Annotated in this window: 16 protein-coding genes; 9 read left to right on the forward strand and 7 right to left on the reverse strand. The window is 52.8% G+C overall.

What is annotated here, in order from left to right:
- Nucleotides 1-73: 73 nt before the first annotated feature.
- The 3 genes from HMPREF2625_RS00315 to HMPREF2625_RS00325 all read right to left on the reverse strand — a co-directional run bounded on the left by HMPREF2625_RS00315 (nt 74) and on the right by HMPREF2625_RS00325 (nt 8,767).
- Nucleotides 74-742 carry a hypothetical protein gene (locus HMPREF2625_RS00315; protein WP_070520348.1) on the reverse strand — a complete coding sequence of 223 codons (669 nt, stop codon included), beginning with the start codon at nt 740-742 and terminating at the stop codon, nt 74-76.
- A 116-nt stretch (nt 743-858) separates the two neighbouring features.
- The gene (locus tag HMPREF2625_RS00320; RefSeq protein WP_246826554.1) at nt 859-8,274 is read right to left on the reverse strand and encodes a DUF6531 domain-containing protein; all 7,416 of its coding nucleotides are present in this window, start codon (nt 8,272-8,274) and stop codon (nt 859-861) included.
- 205 nt (nt 8,275-8,479) lie between these two features.
- Nucleotides 8,480-8,767: a hypothetical protein gene (locus HMPREF2625_RS00325; protein WP_048754673.1), complete on the reverse strand. Its 288-nt coding sequence runs from the start codon at nt 8,765-8,767 to the stop codon at nt 8,480-8,482.
- A gap of 1,311 nt (nt 8,768-10,078) precedes the next feature.
- Here HMPREF2625_RS00325 and HMPREF2625_RS00330 point away from each other — a divergent pair.
- From HMPREF2625_RS00330 to HMPREF2625_RS00355, 6 genes are all read left to right on the forward strand, one after another.
- On the forward strand, nt 10,079-10,351 hold the full coding sequence (locus HMPREF2625_RS00330; protein ID WP_070520353.1) for a hypothetical protein: 273 nt from the start codon (nt 10,079-10,081) through the stop codon (nt 10,349-10,351).
- Between the two features lie 106 nt (nt 10,352-10,457).
- A complete protein-coding gene (locus HMPREF2625_RS00335; RefSeq protein WP_070520356.1) occupies nt 10,458-10,871 on the forward strand; it encodes a hypothetical protein in 414 nt (137 codons plus the stop codon).
- Between the two features lie 43 nt (nt 10,872-10,914).
- Complete coding sequence (locus HMPREF2625_RS00340) at nt 10,915-11,532, forward strand: hypothetical protein (protein WP_246826555.1); 618 nt, start codon at nt 10,915-10,917, stop codon at nt 11,530-11,532.
- A gap of 36 nt (nt 11,533-11,568) precedes the next feature.
- Nucleotides 11,569-11,823: a hypothetical protein gene (locus HMPREF2625_RS00345; RefSeq protein WP_070520363.1), complete on the forward strand. Its 255-nt coding sequence runs from the start codon at nt 11,569-11,571 to the stop codon at nt 11,821-11,823.
- Between the two features lie 173 nt (nt 11,824-11,996).
- Nucleotides 11,997-12,623 (forward strand): hypothetical protein, encoded by a 627-nt coding sequence (locus tag HMPREF2625_RS00350; protein WP_070520366.1) that lies wholly within the window; start codon nt 11,997-11,999, stop codon nt 12,621-12,623.
- Between the two features lie 129 nt (nt 12,624-12,752).
- Nucleotides 12,753-13,463, forward strand: a complete 711-nt coding sequence (locus tag HMPREF2625_RS00355; RefSeq protein WP_070520369.1) for a DUF6318 family protein — start codon at nt 12,753-12,755, stop codon at nt 13,461-13,463.
- 166 nt (nt 13,464-13,629) lie between these two features.
- Here HMPREF2625_RS00355 and adhP read toward each other — a convergent pair whose 3' ends face one another.
- A complete protein-coding gene (adhP, locus tag HMPREF2625_RS00360; RefSeq protein ID WP_070520372.1) occupies nt 13,630-14,658 on the reverse strand; it encodes an alcohol dehydrogenase AdhP in 1,029 nt (342 codons plus the stop codon).
- 384 nt (nt 14,659-15,042) lie between these two features.
- Here adhP and HMPREF2625_RS00365 point away from each other — a divergent pair, with 384 nt between their 5' ends.
- The 3 genes from HMPREF2625_RS00365 to HMPREF2625_RS00375 all read left to right on the forward strand — a co-directional run bounded on the left by HMPREF2625_RS00365 (nt 15,043) and on the right by HMPREF2625_RS00375 (nt 17,618).
- Nucleotides 15,043-15,807, forward strand: a complete 765-nt coding sequence (locus tag HMPREF2625_RS00365) for a DUF6318 family protein (RefSeq protein ID WP_246826556.1) — start codon at nt 15,043-15,045, stop codon at nt 15,805-15,807.
- Between the two features lie 96 nt (nt 15,808-15,903).
- Nucleotides 15,904-16,581, forward strand: coding sequence for a DUF6318 family protein (locus tag HMPREF2625_RS00370; RefSeq protein ID WP_070520378.1), 678 nt, complete (start codon nt 15,904-15,906; stop codon nt 16,579-16,581).
- 314 nt (nt 16,582-16,895) lie between these two features.
- Nucleotides 16,896-17,618: a DUF6318 family protein gene (locus tag HMPREF2625_RS00375; RefSeq protein WP_070520382.1), complete on the forward strand. Its 723-nt coding sequence runs from the start codon at nt 16,896-16,898 to the stop codon at nt 17,616-17,618.
- Nucleotides 17,619-17,830: 212 nt separating this feature from the next.
- Here HMPREF2625_RS00375 and HMPREF2625_RS00380 read toward each other — a convergent pair whose 3' ends face one another.
- The 3 genes from HMPREF2625_RS00380 to HMPREF2625_RS00390 form a co-directional block, all read right to left on the reverse strand.
- Nucleotides 17,831-18,412, reverse strand: coding sequence for a TerD family protein (locus tag HMPREF2625_RS00380; RefSeq protein ID WP_004006390.1), 582 nt, complete (start codon nt 18,410-18,412; stop codon nt 17,831-17,833).
- A 131-nt stretch (nt 18,413-18,543) separates the two neighbouring features.
- Complete coding sequence (locus tag HMPREF2625_RS00385) at nt 18,544-19,641, reverse strand: DUF475 domain-containing protein (RefSeq protein ID WP_070520385.1); 1,098 nt, start codon at nt 19,639-19,641, stop codon at nt 18,544-18,546.
- A gap of 43 nt (nt 19,642-19,684) precedes the next feature.
- Nucleotides 19,685-20,263: a TerD family protein gene (locus HMPREF2625_RS00390; protein WP_004006392.1), complete on the reverse strand. Its 579-nt coding sequence runs from the start codon at nt 20,261-20,263 to the stop codon at nt 19,685-19,687.
- Between the last annotated feature and the right edge of the window lie 2 nt (nt 20,264-20,265).

Below are 20,265 nucleotides of genomic sequence, written 5' to 3' on the forward strand. Positions count from 1 at the left end.
GCATTTTCTCAGCAAAGATCCCTCACGATATGTGTTACCGTGAGGGATCTTTTCTGTATCGGTCAGCATGTGCCTAGTTGAGTTTTGGTTCTATGTTTCCGGTGGCCATGCCGGTGATGCGGGGGTTTGCGGTGAGGAAGTCGATGACGCGGGGGTAGTGTTCGATAGCCCAGGTGATTTCTTGCATGTCTTGGGGGTTGTTGGGGTCTGCCCAGCGGTCTTGGGTGCAGCGGAAGTATAGGTGTGCGGGGATGGTATATTCTTTCATGCCGCGTGGGGAGTAGGCGGCGATGGTGTAGCCTTTGTCGTTCCAGAGCCAGATGCTGTCGGGGTCGGTGCCGTCTTTGTGTGGGTGTTCGGCTTCTCGGGTGTATTGGTATTCGTTGATGGCGGTGATGGGGGTGGTGCGGAGTTTTCCGGTGAGGCCTCGGTAGGTGATGGTGTTGTCGGGGTTGAACCTGAGGTATTTGGTTTCGTAGTAGTACATACCAATCAAACCGAAAATCAGACTACCTATCGCAAAGATAAAATAAATTAATTCGAATTTTTCTGGATGGGTAAAGACGTAGAGGCTGAGTGCTCCGAACATGTAGAGGTAGATGCTCCAGACCCAGGGTTCGGTGCGGGGGAGCCTTTTGACGAGGGCTCCGCTGCGTTTGTCCCGGGCGCGACGTATCTCGTCTCGAATAATATAGAGAGCTACGAGGATAGGGCCGATGATGAAGATGATAAAGGCGAGCATCTAACGGACAGCCTTTCTTATGCTTGATCGTATAACACTACTTATTGGTAAGAACGTGAGGAGGGTTTACTTAAAAGATACCCTTTAAGTAAACCCTCCTCCATCATATGAGCAGGTTAGTTTTCTGAATCGGTGGTTCGCACGACCAAGCGATCGTCAACGCGACCATTTGTACGGTTGTCGTTAATATTGGTACGTGCACCCTTTCCTGCAGATGCTATGTCTTTGAGAGAACCTCGGGCGTTCTTCTGCACTTCCTCCGACCAGGTTTTCCCCCAATCTTGATGGTAATTTTCATCCCCAGCATGGGTGATCTCGTTCTGTGCCACGGTTGCAACAGGTTTAACGGCGGTATTTACCGTACGCGTCCCAATTTCATTCACTATCGTTTTCTGGATGCCACGAGAGGTATGAACTGGAGTACGGCTAATGTTATATGTGGAATCTGAACGTGTGCCGTGGCCTGCCTGACCTGCGTTAAAGTAGAGCTTATCGGTGACCTTAGCCTTAAACCCAGCGGTTCCTGCACCTGTGGCGAGGCCACTTACAGTACCAGTGCCAAAGCTCAGAGCCGCTTCTACAGGGTTCCAATTTTTGGTATCTTTGGTGTAATTCAACGCGTTCGAGACACCACCCGATAGACCACTATCCAAGATCTCCCCGGTGTATTTTTTAAATCCTTCCTTACCAGCACCAAATTTGCTGAATCCAAGATTTTTGGATTTCATGATATTTACTTTGTCGAGGGCAAACCTGTTCCCCATCTTATCGGCTATTTTTTGCCCGTAGGGTCCGAGTTTCTTGGCAACACCTTGTATGGGTTTAAGGAACATCTTTCCCGAGCTAAAGACCTTACCCGCAGCGCCACCGGCAAGACCTATACCAAAACCCCATAAAGCTCCTTTTCCAGCAGATCCCCAATCGAAGTTACCGTTTTCATCCAGCATACCTTCGGCGAACCCAGAAACAGCGCCACCTAGTGCAGCCACGCCTAGGGCTACTAGGGGACCGCCCGGGACGAACACGCTTGCAATCGCTACGGCGGTACCCACCCATGAAATCGCGGTCTTGAGAACCTGAAGGTCTTGCTTTTTAGAGTAGTCGCTGTATTCCTCTTGGCTCATAGGCCGTGTTCCCCAGGGGTCGATCATGCCTACAGGGTCATGTCCCAGGAAGGAGTACGAGTCCGCGAACCAGCCTGCACCTACGATGGGCGGCAACGGGTCTTGGGAGAGGAACTTCTTCGACGATGGGTCAAACACTCGTGCGCCCATCAGCGCAAGCCCGCCCACCGCGAGTGTGCCGGAGCCGGTGAAGGACACACCTTCTGGCAGTCCCACGCTGGTAAGCAGCGCGGACGCACCCGAAATGCCAGGAGCGCCGAGCGCACTGGGCAGACCCGGGATCTGTGACGCAGCAGCACCGGTAGCGCTTATGGTTCCTAAGCCGGGGGCGCTTAGGGCACCAAAACCGACCCCGGTGTTGGGTACCCCGGGGACGCTCCAGGGGTCAAACCCGCCCGGTACTCCCGCTTGGGAGAACCCGCCATCAGCACCGGCAGCCGGGATGGCTCCGGCCCCCAGCAGCTGCGGGGCAGAGGAGATCGGATCCCACAGCAGTGGCACCGTCACCTGATCGTTACCAGTGATCGCGGTGGCAACCCCGGTAGCGTCGGCGTGCACCTGAAGACGTGAGCACAGCTCTGGAACCTCGGCACCGCGAGCGTCGGTAGTCTTGTCGCTAACAGTAGCCAAGGCACCAGTAATACCCCAGGTGTAGCTGCGTTCTTGGATAACACCATCTGAGGTGACGCTCTTCTGCCCGGTGCGTTGCCCGGCTGCGTTATAGGTGTAGGACACTTCGGTACTCACCCACGCGGCAGAAACACCCTCACCCACTGTGTAAGGTCGTTCAATCGTGGTGCAGTGCAGCAGTTGGTTGAGCCCGTTATAGATGAACTGACGCTCACCAAGCAGAACCCTGCCCTGAGTGGTCTCATCCTCGGCGGTGCCATGGTGATAGAGGCGCTCGGCAACCATGAGTCCATCCTCATACACCCAGGTGAGTTCATGCCCGTCAGCGCGAGCACCGGTCAGCTGTCCGGCCTCGTCGTAGGAGTACATCACCAACCCGGTCGTCGTGGAATCAAGCCCGATAATCCGGCCGGTGTGGTCCCGGATCACCTGCACACCCTCAGCAGTGTTTTCATCACCCTGCTCACTGGTGTGTTCATAGGAGGACACCAACCCGTCCTGATCGAAATTCCAGGTCGAGATAGTCTCGCCGACCTGAGCACGTACCAGGTGCCCCATCACATCGTAGGAGAACTCCCCGATGACCGACTCGCGCTCACGCACACCAGGGTCAGCGATCGAGGCGGTGTTGATTGAGCGGATCGGGCGTCCGGCACCATCAAGCACCCACTGGGAAGACCCGTAGGGGGTGAGCATCATCGTGCGGAACCCGTCGGCATCATACGCATAGGTGAGCGTATACGAGCCTGTACTGGTGAACGTCTCCAGGGCCTCAGCCGTACCAGGCTCACTGGTATTCTCGGTCCCATCGACCTGGCGGGTGTACTCGACCAGGTTCCCGGTGGCATCAAAGACACGCCGGTACGTCACCGGGGTATCCCCGGTGTGATCCTTCATCCACGTGATCGTCGATCCCGGCAGCGCGGGTGTACCCGTGCCGTACTCAGCTGCTAAGGAGCCGTCGATGAGCGTGCGGGTCAGATCACCCGTGCGGGCATCGTACTCGAAGGAACGGGTACGCACCCCGTCATCCTCAGACAGCAGGCGCCCGGCGGCATCCCACGTATAGGTGGTGCGAATAGCCGGAGTCGTAACGGTGCTATCCGGGTGAGGCTTCTTCGCAACCTCAAGGATGCGCCCGGCGGCATCGTACTCGTACTCGGTGATAGCCCCGGTCGGATCTGTCACCGAGGTCAGCAGCCCGTCCGCGTCGTAGGCGAAGAATGTCCTATTTCCCAACCCGTCGGTAACCCGCACCAGCTGGCCGAGTTCATTATAGGCGTAGCGGCGGGTACCAAAAGTGGAATCCTGCACCCGCACCAGCTGGTTGCATGCATCCCACGCATAGGTGGCAACGCGGCGACCTGCTTGAACCTTTATCAGCCGTCCGGCGGCATCATAGGTCATCTTTTCCACGAGCCCGTCGGGGGTGTGTCGCTCGATCACCTGCGAGGCAGCATCATACACCAGCGTCGTTACAGCCCACCGGGTCGGTTCTTCCCACGAGGACGCCCCGGTGACGGGATCGGTCACCCGCACAGGCTCATTGAGTCCCACGCTCTCGGTGACAAGACGACCGCAGATATCGTAGGTGTAGTCGGTAAACCGGCCCGCAGCACTAATGATGCGGGTGACACGTCCGGCGGCGTCGCGCACATACTGCGTGAGCCCACCATTGGCGTCCAGAGCTTCAATGATATTCCCAGCAGCATCATACGTAAACATCTGCCGACCCGTCGGATGCGAAGGGGCACCGGCAGTTTCAGCGGCTGCGATAGCCTCAGCAGAGGAGGATACTCCGTGCGGGATACCCGTCCCGGCAGCACCTGCGCCCATAGGCGTCTCAGAGGTACCGTGTGAGGAGGACGCAGATGTGGTGGAAGCACCATCCTGCTGGCTGATTTCGGTCACGCGCCCGAGCACATCCACTTTGAAGAACGCCGACGAGAAAAGACCTTCACCGGTACCGGTAACGGACTCAACACCCTCATGCCGTTCGATAGACCGATGCGAAATAACTCCCGTCGCATCGGTAACCTGAGTAATTTCCCCGGCGCGATCGTATTCAAACCGCGTGATGGCACCGGTAGGATCGGTCAAACCGACCAACTGGGAAAGACCATCCCAGGAGTACTCCCACACCCGGTTCCCGGCGGTGATCATCTTCACCAGGTTCCCGAAGGTGTCGTACTCATGCCGGGTTGTGCCCCCAACCGCGTTCGTGACGGTCGCGATATCCCCACCGGCTGTATAGGTGAATGCGGTGGTATTTCCCGCCGGGTCGGTAACTGCTTCAGGTAGAGCACCGACCGAGGTATCACGGGCTTGGCCGCCCTGCTGATGTGCACGCACCATATATGGTGCGCCATCACCGACCGGCTGCTGCGGGTAGGTGAGCGTCCAGCGTGCCCCAAACGGGTTCGTGAAACTCGTCAGAACACCAGCGGCATTGTATTCAAGCGTGGTAGTAGCCCCCAGCGGGTTCGAGACGCTTGTGACTTGACCGGCAGCATCGCGCGTGAAGCGGATTGCCTCACCGGCAGGGTTGAGCATCGCCACAATATCGTGGTGTTCATCGTACTCAAAAGCCGTAAACACGCCGGTTGGATCGGTAATCTTCAGGACATCGCCCTCGGGAGAATATTCCCACGTTGTGGCTTCCCCTGCACCATCGAGAACAGCTACCGGGTTCGGATTCACTACTAAGGAGCTTTCCTCGTAGTGGTACGAGTTCACCGGCATAGGATCGCTGAGGTTTTTCACATCTCGAGCATCACGCACACTTACCGAGAGCAGCCGATCCTGCTCATCCCAGATGTACGTGTAATCGGCACCCTCAGGGGTACGCTCACGCTTAATATGGCCACGCGCATCGGAGGTGCGCACCAAGCGCGATCCGTCACGCTCGGTAATGCTGATCCGGTTGCTGAACCGGTCATAGCTCATCGACATGCGCGTACCGTCAGTCGCCGTGATGCTTACCAGGCGACCTTTCGAGTCGGAGACCCACAGGTTCTCATTCTCACCGGTACCGGCATCGGCAATAATCGTGGTTAGCGAGGGAGTATACGTATAGGAAATATCCCGCCCGTACTCGCTGATCTGACCGATCACACGACCGGAATCATCATAGGTGTTCGTGACCTCAAGATCGCCGCGCGCGTTAATCACCCGGTGAATCAAACCCCGCTCAGTATGCGTATACGTACGCGTTCCGGTACCGGTCGTTACTCCGGTGAGCAAACCAGATACCTGCACCGAGGCACTGGATTCAGCAGCTTCGGTATAGGAATAGGCAACGTTCTGCACCGGCTCTCCGGCACGCTCACCAATGGTGTTGTATGTGAATGCCGCCGCCGGGCGCACACCACCGGTTTCCTCGGCAGGCTCATAGTTCACATGAATACCGCGATGCGCCACCGGATGCACCAGATCCGTCACGGTACCATCCTCAGCCAGAATAAACACTGTCAGGCTGCTCAGGTGCCCCTGTCGGCGCGCCACCGGCGCACCAGAGGGCGCATAGAAATACGCCTCGTGCTGGTTATTGTGCGCCATCCACACAAACGGAACCTCAGGAACCACAGCAGAACCACCCGTGACTTTAGCCTGCTCGTAGGCGTGCACCTGCGCATCGCGCACCCGAGTAAACAGTTCATCTGTGGCGGGAACCTTCGTCAGCCACCACGACTCCCGGGCGGCGCGGGCGAACCCTTCGCCTTCCCGATCAAAGAGCACCGCACGCCCATCGGGCATAAACCATGAAGCCTGCTCATCCCCAAAGCTCAGGCGGGTATCCAAGGTCGAGAACCAGCCGAGCCCGAACACGCCCGATGGCACCTCATCCGCATGGGTGACCGCCAGACTGTTATACATACGCGTCAGGGATAGCGTAGACTCACTCACTGTCCCGGTGAAGACCAGATCAGTTTCCGGCTCGATAAAGTTACCTGTCGCCACGTTCACCGGGTCATTCGCAAACCCGGACGACGGAACTGCTCCTGTGAGCTCAGAGGCAGTTGCATCAATATGCTGGATTTCAGGCGGTCCATTCCAACCACGATTTTGAAGTGTGAGATCTAAGAAAGCATCCGATGCTGTCACGACCGTGTCACCAGCGCTGCTATCAGCATCGCGAAAGGCTTGAGCTACCTGAGTAAGCCACGCCGTGAGATTTCCACTTTGAGTGTTCAGTGCTTGAAGCCCAGTTGTTGCTGGACGGATATCGAGTGTGCCATATTTACATCCTGCTTCGAAGCCTGACAAAGCAGAAACGATACTGTTGTAATCATTTTCATGAGTCGTAGTATCTGTGTTGCACATGGTGACATAGCTATCAACATCATTGGGCTTGGCAGATGAAGTCCCGTCTCCCCCAGAGGAGGCTACCGGTGCTGGTGCAGCTACAGAAGATGGTTCACTTGGTTTAGGAACATCGGGGTCTGAATGTTTAAGACCTCCGCCCCAGAGTTCATCCCATTTCTTTTGAATCCACCATTTCTTATCCCATTCGCGAGCTGCGGCACGGTTTTTGTTTTCGGCCTCTGCGCACGATTTAAGGTAATCAACAAGACCTGCTGCGTGATTGAGCATTGCCGCAATATTAATAGCGTTGACAGTGAGGTTATTGCGACCATTTTTGGCATCGTCAGCGTAGCGACCCTTAAAATCGTTCCATAGGTCATTGTTCTGCGTGTTACGGCTCCCCGCGGTGCTGCTAGCAGAAGCTCCATAGGAGGACGTTAGATTATTAGCCGCACTTCGTAGAGCTTGGCTAAGCGCATCAGAGGCAGCGTTGTCGTAGGGAACATCCTCCATCGCATGTACATCGGATGTTTCAGCAGCGCACTGTTGGCAACCACTATTGTCAACAAGCCCCGGTGCTTCACCCGGGTCAACTTGTCCTCCCTGAGCTCCGGTCGTCTCTACAGGAGAACCCGAATCGCCGTTTTCAGCATATGATGTAGTTGCGCCATCTTCCTCAGCGGATGAACCTGAGGTGTCAGCTCCGTCAATTTCTCCCTCGGAAGTAACTGGTGATGCGCTTCCAGAGCTTTGAGTAGGAGAGTTTCCTTCTTCTGCATCACTAGAATCAGCAGAACCACCACCGTTATACACGGCTCCGCTTGAAGCTGGAGGAGCCGCAGAATCAGTGTTTGTATGATGATTCCCTACGATGGGGGCTGCTTGTGAAGTCGTACCTTCCCCTGAAGATGAGTTTTCGGACTCACCACCCGCGAGAGTCCCACTTTGAACAGAACTTCCAGTGCCAGAAGAATCTGTATCGCTTGAACCATAATAATCTTGGACAGGCGCACCAGTACCAGCACTACTCTGTGGAATATCATGGCTGTGATCGGCAACAATAGGTGAAGATTGTGACGATGTAATACCACTCCCATCACTGGAGAGCGGGCTACTTACCATCGAGGATGCGCCGGAACTCGCTTGTGGAGTGGGAAATTCATGATGGTCCTGGTTTTGCCATGCCTCATGCTGAGATAGATCAACCTTGTCGTGGTCGGGGTGGAAAGACCCGTACTGTGAGGTAGCTCCACCAACATTCTCAGATGCAGGAATTCCCTGTGCATCAGAAGAAGTAGCAGAATCTGGGTTTGGGAATGCGTGATTATTTGCTGTGTCCGAAGGCGAAGGATGTCCACGATGGTTATCACCAACGATAGATGAAGACTGCGATGCCTCTTGAGATGGGTGGTGAGGGTTGTTAGAAGAAAAGCGACCTTGGACGGAATGAGATTCAGGGGTAGGTGTGGGCATGGCAAAACCTTGTAGTAGAAAAAGCTTTAAATATCGGTGAGCACCATGAGATGTGTAGGCACATAACATTAAATCAATAAGATTTATATACGTGCCTATATAGATTCTCTATAAGATCTCTAGGGATAGAAAACTTCCCCCAAAGAATTGCTGTTACATAGCGGTAATCTTTGAGGGAAGTCTGAACTGGTAAAGCAGCGAAACCTTACGCTGCCCCACCACCGGCCTGGGAGATATCGCTATGGATAGTCTGGGAGTGTGCCTTAACTTCATTGATAGCGGCGGTAGCATCAGTAAGACGCTTGTGCACGGAAGGCCAAATTTCGTTGCGGAACTGCTCGGCATGGGGGCCGTCCCAGACGTTAGGATCTGCAAGAATCTGTGCCTGCTGGTTTAGGCTATTGATCTGGTCAGTCAGACCGCCATCGGTGATAGAGCCAATCTGGGTGTTGGCGTCTTTCGCTTCCTGGGTGACCTTAATAGTGCTGCTCATAGCAGTTCCTTTCAGTGATTGGTGCTCTATCGTCGGTAACAGAGCTACATGTGTAGTCTAGATTTAGATTCTGTGAACGGTCAAGATTGACGCGGGCCGTTATCAAATCTTTACTTTTCTAGGAAACTTTTCTTCCCTTGTGCAGAAAGGGTTTAAGGCTGGGGTGGCTAGAATATACCTGATAAAAATCGGTGTTCATAAGAAACGGCAGCTAAAGAATTTAAATTTCCTAAAACCTGGGTTTGTGTCGTGATGTTACGAAAATATACGGATATATCTATATCGTAATTCGTGTGTGTAAAATAGCGCGCGAGAATATAAATTTATAAACAATACAACCAAAATAAAATACTTATACAAAGGCGTACTTGAGGAATGTGCAGTTGAACTCTCCGGGGCTGATCTTGGTAAATCGGATGGAAAAGCTGAGTATCCCTAGATGCTCGGGGATAACCTCGGCTGTTGGTAGTAGCTTGCATCTGTAGGTCACCTAAGCTTTTGCACGGCCACACCCTCCTTTTCGGGACGGGCTATCGTGTGGGCTATAAAAAGCATCATGTAATGAGGGGTATGGGGTTTGTGTTTTACGGTCTGCTCGGTGGGTTTTTTGGTGAACATCATGCCCGGAGCCAAACGTAAACAAGGATTAGAAACCCTAAATGTAGAGCAGCATCGCCCACCGATCGCCTACATCATCAGCTACGGGATACTCTTCATCGCGTTCATTGGACTGCCCATCTACTTCTGGATGAGATATAGATATGACCCCATAGGATACGCCCTTATATCCATTAGTTGGGTTTGGTCCTATCGCCCTGATATTTACAGCTCATTGTCACAACTACTACCACTGCTTCACCACGACCGGGATTAGATAGCGTAACTGGCGACGCAAAGTCCGCTACTTCGACTACCACAGCATCTACAAAGTCACCTATGAGCAAACTAGTAAGAACGGGTGGGCGAAGATTAGAAGTACCCAACTGCCTAAACACATCAAGTTGGGGTTTGATACGAATCAGTTTGATGCCACGATTCTTTATGCTCAGTTGCAGTGCCGCCTGGAGACTGGTGCTTGGGTGCAGGTGTGGGAGGACGAACGATTCCAACAAATCCTCTCCGGTAGGCCGGGGGTACGGTTTTTACAGGATCACGCTTGGGTCAAACCCCTCGAATTCCCCCGTGAGAATGGGCAGGGTTCATTGGGTTCTAGGGGAAGTTAGGTTGTGGCGCCTCCTGCATTAATGGGGTCATTAGTTGGAGTGCTGAAAGAGCAGTTCCAAAGATGCCTAAGGGTTTTAGGAGAGGCATATGCAATACTCTGATGATACGAGCAATGAAAACATCAATGACCCTTCCGTCATGGATCACTCTAGCGCACGTCAGTACCTTGTGTTTGGGCTGCTCTTAGGAATACCGTCGTGTGTGGCAGCCCTTTTAGGGATTGCACTTTTGATAGCGGATACCAAGAATAACTTGGTCAGTAGTCTTTCCATGATAGGAGTCGGTGCTTTTAACACTGCGCTTGCTGTTTTACTGTTTTTGAGTGGTTATAAGGCTCTCAAGCCTCAGAAGGAGAAATAGTCCTGGTTTCTGATTCTCTGCAGATCGCGGCGATTAAGGTGCAGAATTATGATTATAGTCAGTTGTTTACTCCCACAATACTGCGGTAGAAGCTCTAGGAGTTGTCATGGCACAGCAAGGTACCCAACGTACTAAAAGGCGGAAAGGGATGGTTAGCACTGTTTTATTAATTATTGCAGCCTTTTTACTTTTGTTTCTTCCGGGATATTTGGCACGTATTTTTGGTGATGATAGTGAGGGGAAGTATAAGTACTGCACGGTCGAGAAAGCCTGGGTAGAATACCGTGCTGGCGGTGATCTCTCAGGCAATACCGACTATACCCGGGTAGGGTGGGTTGAGACTCGGGAGTGTGGAAAATTAGCGCTTTCAGATTCCCCGAATAAGGATCAATCAATGGATGATTATATGGCCTCCATTGAACCGGGAGGGTATTACAAGGTGTACTTGAAGAATGTGCAGCTTGGTTCTCCGGGGCTGACATCGGTGACTCGGTTAGAGAAAGCGGAACGTCCATCGTGAGAGTGGGGAGGATTCTTTGGGGTCTAGGAGAAAGTAGGTTGTGGTGCCTTCTGCGTTGATTGGGTTGTTGGCGGGTCTTTTCGTTCGGAATGTTCCCTCGCTGAAACGTACGATGGGTCAGCCCGTGCTCGGGGTCAAACAGCACCGACCTCGGATAGCCTATATCGCTGGCTATGCTCTGTTGGTAGTAACGCTAGTCCTTACCCCTATATTTTGTGGGGTCATGTTTGGTGATTTAGGCGCTTGCTTTATTATCATGTTTGTTCTTGGCGGACCCCTGGTAATTCCGTTTGTGAATCATTGTCATGCGTTTTATATCCAGCAAACCGTCTCGGGAGTCTACTGGCGGAACTGGCGGTGGAAGATTCGGTATATGCCGTATGAGAGTATCAGCGAAGTACTCTTGCAAAGTAATGGGAAGAACGGGTACCTGAGGGTACGCAGCCGCAATATCAAGAGGGTACGGCTGAGTTTTGATCCGTGGCAGTTTGATGCATCTGTGTTGTTTGCGATGGTTTTGTCTCGGGTGGAGCATAAGGAATGGCCACAGGACCTGAACGCGCAACAGGTTGAGGAGTTGGTGGCTGGGTTTGGGTCGTATGAGAAGATGTTTGGGTGTATTGAGCGGTTGTCGTATGAGAGAAAACTCAAACTAGACTAGCCTACGCTGTTTCGTTTTAAGATAAAGGTGACTTTAGTGGATCTCGATGTTCTTCTCTATAAATGGTTCCTCATGATTCTAGGGGGAATCCTTACCGTTGGAACCTTGATCGCTACAATATTTACTCTTGTTTTCGGCCCAGGAATAGGTTGGGCGGCTTTGATGTTGTTTTGTTCGCTGATAGGAGCAGTTACCTTTTATAGTGGCTGGGAGATAGGCCGGAACCGCCCGGAAGAGCAAGAACCTCAAGACCAAGAAATCACTGACGTAGAGCATCGTCAGGAATCATAACCAGTGTGAGGGGTGTGCTCGTGTATTCCACACGAGCACACCCCTCTTGCTCTATTTATGCCCTGATGAGGCCACCAAAGCTCTCTGAAAGTACATGATGAGCATATAAGGAAAAGGTACAGTTTTGAAAAGACGTATCAGCAGATATGGCGGGTTAGAAAGAGGGCTATGAGATGGAAAACGGTATTTTAGGTGGTCTGCTTGGCGGCCTACTCGTCGGAGCTATGCCCGGCATCCAACGTAAAGGTTCACATGTCTCCGTCGGGGTGAGGCAACACCGCCCACGCTTTGTCCTCTACCTCGGATGGGGAATTTTTCTCTTCTTCCTAATTCCATTCCCCATATTTCTAGATATTATGTACGGTTTCGATATCGGGATGCATATTTTTGTATTTATAGTAGGTTGCCCTCTGGGCTTGGTTGCAATCATTAACTATTACATGCTCTATATCCGGTTTGATGAGCACTCGGTCACTTGGCGTAACTCCCTCGGACGCACCTATACCGCACCGTATACCTCAATTGATAGGCTCACGTATCTGGATAACAACCGCAACGGGTGGATTCGTATTATTTTCCGGGATCAGGGCAAGCGTAAGCGGCTGAGTTTTGATCCGGGGCAGTTCGATGGCACGGTGATTTTTGGTCATATTTTGTATAAGGTGCGTACGGGGGAGTGGGCTTCTTCGGTGCAGCAGTTGTCGGAGTCTGGGTTTTTAGAGGGTCGGGAGTCGTTTGAGGCGTTACGAGAGATCCGATTCGTGCGCAACTTGCAAGCCTCAGCACCTTATACCGCGTAATCCCCAGGTACATCAGCAAAACCTGCAAACTCCCCGCACCCGTGGGAACATAGCTTGCCCTAAATGGGTTCTTCCGGTGTATGCACTCTATAATAAATAGGCAATAATCACCGACTGAAAGATAACAACATGCTGACTACTTCTGTATCCCGCCGCGGTGCTCTAGGCGTCTTGGGCCTTGGTTCTGCCGCGTTCTTGGCGGCGTGCTCTTCCTCTAACTCGAACGGCAACGGCGGGGACTCCGGCACATCGGCTTCCTCGACGAGCACCCGCAGCGACTACAGCGGCGAGGCAAAAATCGACAAGTTCGATACCTCAGCTGGCACCTACGAGCTGGCAACTCGCGAGACTCCCGCAAAGAATGTTCCCAAGCCCATCAAGCCTGAGAATATGAACGAAAACTCAGTCGCGGGTCTGTACTCTTCGATCGTGTTCCTTGGCGCGGCTTTGCAGTACGCACTGCAGACCGGCGATGTATCTCTGATCAAAGAAAGCGCTATGAGCGATGAGGATAAAGAGCGCACACTGTCGGGTGCTCTTTTTGCGGAGCTTCAGGGCGGGAAGAGCTGGCTTGCAGACCCTAAAATTGTGATGAACTTTGAGGATGCTAAGCCTAAGGAAGAGAACGGCACCTACACGTGGCCGGTAACCGTGAACGTAACTCGGGGGGAATACGGCGTACATGATGGTGAGGTTGTAGATTTTCCTGAAGAACAGCAGAAGCGCACTCAGAAGATTAACTTCACGGCTAAATACGACAATAACAAATGGAGTGTTGGGGGTTTCTATGAAACTGGTGGATCCGACAGCTCCGCATCCCACGATACCCAGGACAGCTAATCCCTAGCTCCGCATATAAAGCGGTGTCCTCTGGAATTTCCATACGTTCCAGGGGACACCGCTTTTTGCATTAGGGGTTCAGAACCCTATGTTTAGAAACGGGCGGCAACCCGCGCTACCGCATAGATTCAGTACCTAACGCACCCGTGTGAGAAGCTTTCTTGCCTTACCACATGCTTGCGAAATCGAGCACCATACGCCCGTTGATCTTGCCTGCGTTCATCTCCTCGAAGATCTGCGGGGCCTCATCAACCTTGCGCAGCTGCACTACGGGAACTACTAGCCCGTCTGCGCCGAACTGGAACGCTTCGGCAAGATCCTGACGGGTGCCAACCAACGAGCCGAGCACGCGAATACCGTCAAGAACGATCTTTGTGATAGACAGTTCCATCTTCTCGGGCGGAAGACCCACAGCCACCACGCTACCCCCGGCACGCACGCTCTCAACCGCCTGGTTAAAAGCGACCCTCGATACCGCGGTCACCACGGCAGCTTGCGCCCCGCCGTCAGTTACCTCACGAACCTTCGCCGGTACATCCTCAACCTCACGACCGTTAATCGTGACGTCGGCACCGGTTTCGGCGGCAAGCTTCAGCTTGTCATCGTTAATATCGACGGCAATAACCTTGGCACCGAAAACCTTCTTGGCGTACTGCACCGCCAGGTTGCCCAGCCCGCCAGCACCGTAGGCGACCAGCCACTGACCGGGGCGTATCTGCGATTCCTTAATCGCCTTATAGGTGGTCACGCCCGCGCAGGTAATCGAGCTTGCCTGCGCCGCATCTAGGCCTTCGGGAACCTTCACGGCATAGTCTGCCGTGACAAGGGCATACTCACTCATGGCACCGTCCACAGTGTAGCCCGCATTCTTGACGGTACGGCACAGGGTCTCCTTGCCGGAGGTGCAGTATTCGCAGTGCCCGCATCCCTGGAAGAACCATGCAATAGAGACACGGTCACCGGGCTTAAGAGATTCAACGCCTTCACCAACTTCGGTGACAATACCAATACCCTCATGCCCCAGGATGCGCCCCGGAACCTCACCGAAATCGCCCGCCGCAACGTGCAGGTCGGTGTGGCAGACGCCGGAGTACTCTAGCTTCACGAGCGCCTGACCGTGCCCCACCTCGGGCACGGGAACATCGGTGACATTTATCGAGCCATCAACAACATCAGGGACAACTACAGCCTTCATGGGAACCTCCCGTGTACTAGCTCACTATCAATGTTCGTTTAATCGTAAAGCTAACATAGAGACTTTTCTACAGTCCGGTGATATATTCAACCGTTAATACGGAATGATACTTATGAGCGATTTTGCGCTGTGCCGTAGTGCCTCTCTAGGGAGTCCACATAGAGAGCAAATAGATAACGAAATGATGAAGACGTGTCCAGGAACCCAGGGTTCAACAAAGCTCTAAGATACAATCGACGTAATGTCTCTGGTATGGAGCAACAAACTGGGAAGTTGAGGCTTATCTTCCGCCCCTGACTGCGCAGTTTTGGGCAAAAAGATGTGCTGAGACCCGGAACCTCGCTCGTAACCGCATCCCTTGAGAGCACCGATGAAAGGGCAAACATGCCAACCCGTTTACCCCACCATATCTCCCGCCGCGCCGCCTTGGGTGTGCTGGGCGCAGGATCTGCCGCCGTCGTTGTCGGATGCGCCCCCGCCGTCAAACCCGCGAACCTCGGGCAGGGGAGCTCAGCCTCCGCGAGCTCAACGTCGTCAAGCCCTTCATCCTCCAGCTCATCATCGAGTGCATCTACTCTGCCCGGCAACTCGAAAAACACGGGCGAGGTAAAACTCGAAAAGTACGACACTTCCGCGGGTGAACACCAGCCTGCAACCCGTACCGAGAAGCCGAAGAACGTTCCCAAGCCCCTGCTCTCTGATAAAGCCAACGAGAAAACCATAGACGGACTTTACGAAAACATCGCCTATATCGCGGCCTCTATGCAGTACCTCTTCCAGACTGGCGATATGGAGCCCTTCGAGAAATGCGCTCTGGTGTCATCCGAAAAGTCGAGTCTGTCCAGTAATACTAATGCTTCAGAGATGCTCAAAATGATCAAAGAGGGGAATGCCTGGCTGGACAACCCGACCGTTGTGTTCTCACTGAACACTTCAACCCCGAGCAGCAGCGGCAGCTTCTACTCGTGGGGTGGCACGATGAAGATGAATATGGGTTCCTACATCGTCGTGAACTCCATGAGTAAAGATGTGGAGTCCAGTAAACAACACGTTGATACGGATATCACCTTCGAGGCCCTCTATTCGGGCAGCTCGTGGACTATTCGCAGCAGTGGGGGTGCTGCTGGAAGCGGCGGATTCTCCATCTAAAACATTGTTGTTTTAGCGGCTGGGGTTTCTTAGCCTCACTAGATTTATGCCTTGTTCGCTCTGAATAAGGCACATATGAAAGGAAAAAAGAATATTATGTCATCGTTGATCGTGACTCGCCGTAACGCAGCGCTGGGCGTGCTGGGTGCTGGCACCGCGGCCGCGCTCGCAGCATGTTCTTCGTCGAACTCAAACTCAAACTCCAGCGGCAGTTCGTCAAGCTCCAGTAAGTCGGAACCCGCTAAGGATTACAAGGGCGAGGTCAAGTTCGACAGCTTCGATACGTCGGCAGGGGAGTATGTGCCCGCAACTCGAACCGAGCCCGCGAAGAACGTTCCTGTTCCGAAGTTGCCGGAGAACGCTAACGAAAAGTCCGTCGAGGCTTTCTACGCGCATATCGGTTATATTGCAGCCAGCATACAATATCTATTTGCCACAGGAGATGATGCTCCTCTGCGTAAGAGCTCTTTTACCGAAGAAGAGGTTAATGCTTTTTATAAAGATCCTGAGACTAAAAAAATATTCTCTCAAATAAAGAGCGGAGAAATTTGGCTGGATAACCCTAAAGTAACTACTGAGCTGAAAACATCTGCGCCCGAAATTAGTGGTGACCGTTATAAGTGGGGTTCCCAAATGTCGACTGACAAGGGTGCTTTTATGGCAAACGCAGATACTGCGGTTGATTTTTCGGCTGATGAAAGGACCAATACGGAATCTGTAAGTTTCGTAGGAACGTACTCCGATAATAAGTGGAGTATGATCAGCACTCACTAAATTGGACACGATAATACCAGCTAACTTACTAACTTAGTATTTATGCCCCGCAAGATTTCTACAATCTTGCGGGGCTTTTTTGTGTTCGCAAGAAAAGCGGGAGTGCTGATGTGCGGCGGTGAAATGACCCGGCGCGGCGCATCGCGCGAAAAAAACTACCGTATTCTAAGACCCTAGAACGGCAGATATGCGGGCTCCCGCAGCCCCGATACACTAGAGTAGAGAGAAACACCCATGGCGAGTTCATGCGCTCGCCACCCGTGCTTCCCGCAGTCGCCTGCCCGCGGCGTTACGGAAGCCCCGAAAGGAACACCATGTCACCTCATGATGTAACCCGCCGTGCCGCCTTAGGCTTTGTCGGCGCTGGCTCTGTCATTGCTCTTGCCGGATGCGCTGCCTCCGTGAGACCCGTCGATGCCGCCGCTAGCGGCTCCTCAAGCTCTTCATCGTCCGCGTCAAGCTCATCGTCCTCATCCTCTGCATCGCCATCACCCTCGGAGAGCATAAAAGACTACGGTACTACTATCAAAAACGATAAGTACGATACGTCGGCTGGCGCGTATGAACCCGCAACGCGTGAACATCCAGCAAAGAATATCCCTAAACCTGTTTTAGATGATAAAGCTAAAGAGAACTCAGCAGATGGCTTTTACGCTAATCTAGTCTTTATGGCAGGTGCATTGAAGTACCTTTTTGAGACGGGAAGCGACGAAATGATTAATAAGTCTGCATTGGCACAAAGCGAAAAGGATGGTTTCTTAAAAAATGATCAATTCTTTTTCGATAGGATCAAAGATGGTGAGATTTGGTTTGGTAACCCTCAAGTAACGTTTGCCATGCGCTCTCCCCGTCCCTCAAAAGCAAGCGGTGGCGGCTACAATTGGGGCGGTATGATGGTCATCGATTTAGGAGAGTTTCGTGCCTTCCCTGACGGAACTAGCGAGGACTACACCGATGAAAAACAACGTAAGACAGAAACTTCGGTGTATTTTCAGGGTAAGTATTCTGATGGTGCCTGGCAGATCAAAACATTCTAGGTGTTAGTAATTGAATGAATAGATGTGTTTTTCGGAGCATATAGCTGATCCCGCATGCATCGTATTGATGCATGCGGGACCAGCTTTTGCTATCAGTACTATGCGCACAGAAGCATTCCAAAGACAGCTCTTACCGCCATAAAGAAGAATAAAACCGCCGCTATGTACACCTGACGTACCTCTATTGAACACGTGCACAGCACGCCAAATTTTTAGACAAGGTACCTTTTTACAGGGTCGATAACATCGCGCGGGGTGCGTGCTGCGCCGGGCAGCGGGTCTCCAATAGCCCGAAGCTCCCAGCCGCGACCTACGCGTGCCAGCAGGGCTACCATGAGCCCCGTATGTGAGCCCTTTTCCGTCATCGAAAAACGTGCCATCTCCTGGCGGGTAGCAACGTTTTCAACGCGCACAAAGGCGTTGTCAATGTTGCTAAATTGGTCCCCGGAATATGAGGTAATCACCAGTGCCAAGAAAGCAACGCGCGCATCCACGCCCGGGAGGTTAATATCGATAACCTCGTCGTCGCCTTCACCTGCACCCGTCAGGTTATCTCCGTGGTGAATAATAGAGCCATTGACCGAGCGTAACGACCCGTAGAAAACGACCTCAAGCAGGTTACCGGCTGCATCATAGCCGATCACGGAAGCATCCAGATCGACCGCTTTCTCTTTGATACGCCCAAAGAGTCCCTTGGTTTTAATGGGATCCCAGCCTAAGCCCAAACGAACCTGGGTGAGCGAGCTGTCTTTCGAGAGATCTAGTTTCTGGCCTTTTGACAGGTTAATAGCCACAGTGCCTGTACCCTTCGTTAGTTATGTAGTTATGTGGTCATAGAAATGCGGTGGGCGGATGCGCGGCGCACGCTGCGTCCGCATCGTCGCCCACCGCGTTGCTTGAGGGCTATGTGCCCTTGATCCTGCGGTTATGTGCTCTGCACCGGAGCGTCAGGTTCTGCAGTCTTTTCCGCAAGTGCTGCCTCCGCATGGTTTGCCTTGCGGGAGGAGATAATCGACCCGGCGATAAAGACGATGCCGGAAAGACCGATCACGTAGTCGGGAATATCCCACTTGAGGGTTGCCAGAAGCATAAGCGCGAGAACGCCGATAGCCCAGTGCGCGCCGTGGTCCAGATAGCGCAGCTCTTGAAGGGTTCCCTTCTCGACCAGATAAATGGTCATCGACCGCACGAAGAGCGCGCCCACACCCAAACCGATAGCAATAATAATGGGGTCTGAGGTTACCGCGAATGCGCCGAGAACGCCGTCGAAGCTGAAGGAAGCATCAAGAACTTCTAGGAAGATAAACATGGAGAATGCTGCTTTACCGGTAAGTACGGCAACATTCGCCAGGGATTCTTCTTGAGATTCGTTTCGGTCTTCCATAAAGGTCGCCAGACCGTTGGTCGCCAAGAAGGTGAGCATACCCAGAAGCCCCGAGAGCAGAATGGTGTACTGCTCATGATGCTCGGCACCGAAAAGCTGAGAAGCCGTCACTAAGAGAACCCCGGAAACCAATACAGGCATGGAATCAAAGTGCCCGGCTTTGGCGAGCGGTTTCTCGATCACGGATAGCCAGTGGACATCCTTACCAGCCTCGAAGAGGAAGGAAAGGAAGAGCATGAGCAGGAACATGCCGCCGAAGGAAGCGATGGTGTGGTGAGCGGATTCCAAAATGTACCCGTAGGTTCCGGGCGTATGCGGATCGCCGCGTTCCATTGCAAGGTTCCAAGCTTCAACCGGACCTACGTTGCCTGCCAGGCAGACGATCAGGAAGGGGAAGATAAGACGCATACCAAAAACAGCGACCAGAACACCGACTGTCAAGAAGATATTGCGCCATGCATGCGACATTTTGTCTAGGTATTTTGCGTTCACACCCGCGTTGTCGAATGAGAACACGATCTCAAGGACAATCAGGATCGCGGCGGATACCATGCCGACAATACCACCATAAAAGGCGGCACCTATAAGTGCCGCAAGGGTAATCAAGAGATCGTATTTGAAGAATTTTAATAAAGCCATGAGGGCAGAAGGCTCTCCTTCGCGTTAGAGATAAGGCAGGTTGTTAAACTGTGAAACCGTAGGAGGTCAGCAGATGCGGCAGACCACCGGTGAATGGATCTTCTACGGCTTTGAAACGCCATTCGCCGTTGTGGCGGTACACCATTGCGAAGAGTACAGCGGGCGCTGCTGAGCAGTCTTCGGAAAGGTCGTAACGAGCGATTTCTTCATTCGTGTCGTCGTTTATCAGACGTACATAAGCGTTACGTACTACACCGAAATTCTTACCGGTTTTTTCGCCTTCGTAGATGGAGGCGAGGATGTGAAGGCGCTGTACCTTTGGGTCTACTTTATCGAGGTTCACGATAATGGTCTCATCGTCACCTTCAGCATCGCCAGTGCGGTTGTCACCGGTGTGGACGACCGCGCCGTCAAGGCTGGTGGGATTGTTAAAGAAGACGAGGGATGCATCGTCAAAAAGGATCCTGTCATTTTCGTCGGTGATCATGACGGATGCGTCAAGGTCATAGGCTTCACCCGCGAGGGATAGGTCCCAACCCAGGCCGATGGTGAGGTTTTTCAGGCCCGGTGCCTCTTTGGTGAGATTGATGGGGTTTCCTTTGGTGAGCTTAATAGCAGCCACTA

It is taken from the genome of Rothia sp. HMSC064D08 (genome assembly GCF_001809525.1).
In the GTDB taxonomy this organism is placed as follows: domain Bacteria; phylum Actinomycetota; class Actinomycetes; order Actinomycetales; family Micrococcaceae; genus Rothia; species Rothia dentocariosa.

What these genes read in the sequence shown, in the direction of transcription:
- HMPREF2625_RS00385 (WP_070520385.1), bottom strand. Translation starts at nt 19,641, where the DNA reads ATGGCTTTATTAAAATTCTTCAAATACGATCTCTTGATTACCCTTGCG.
- HMPREF2625_RS00325 (WP_048754673.1), bottom strand. Translation starts at nt 8,767, where the DNA reads ATGAGCAGCACTATTAAGGTCACCCAGGAAGCGAAAGACGCCAACACC.
- HMPREF2625_RS00350 (WP_070520366.1), top strand. Translation starts at nt 11,997, where the DNA reads ATGGAAAACGGTATTTTAGGTGGTCTGCTTGGCGGCCTACTCGTCGGA.
- HMPREF2625_RS00370 (WP_070520378.1), top strand. Translation starts at nt 15,904, where the DNA reads ATGTCATCGTTGATCGTGACTCGCCGTAACGCAGCGCTGGGCGTGCTG.
- HMPREF2625_RS00320 (WP_246826554.1), bottom strand. Translation starts at nt 8,274, where the DNA reads ATGCCCACACCTACCCCTGAATCTCATTCCGTCCAAGGTCGCTTTTCT.
- HMPREF2625_RS00330 (WP_070520353.1), top strand. Translation starts at nt 10,079, where the DNA reads ATGCAATACTCTGATGATACGAGCAATGAAAACATCAATGACCCTTCC.
- HMPREF2625_RS00365 (WP_246826556.1), top strand. Translation starts at nt 15,043, where the DNA reads ATGCCAACCCGTTTACCCCACCATATCTCCCGCCGCGCCGCCTTGGGT.
- adhP (WP_070520372.1), bottom strand. Translation starts at nt 14,658, where the DNA reads ATGAAGGCTGTAGTTGTCCCTGATGTTGTTGATGGCTCGATAAATGTC.
- HMPREF2625_RS00335 (WP_070520356.1), top strand. Translation starts at nt 10,458, where the DNA reads ATGGCACAGCAAGGTACCCAACGTACTAAAAGGCGGAAAGGGATGGTT.
- HMPREF2625_RS00315 (WP_070520348.1), bottom strand. Translation starts at nt 742, where the DNA reads ATGCTCGCCTTTATCATCTTCATCATCGGCCCTATCCTCGTAGCTCTC.
- HMPREF2625_RS00355 (WP_070520369.1), top strand. Translation starts at nt 12,753, where the DNA reads ATGCTGACTACTTCTGTATCCCGCCGCGGTGCTCTAGGCGTCTTGGGC.
- HMPREF2625_RS00375 (WP_070520382.1), top strand. Translation starts at nt 16,896, where the DNA reads ATGTCACCTCATGATGTAACCCGCCGTGCCGCCTTAGGCTTTGTCGGC.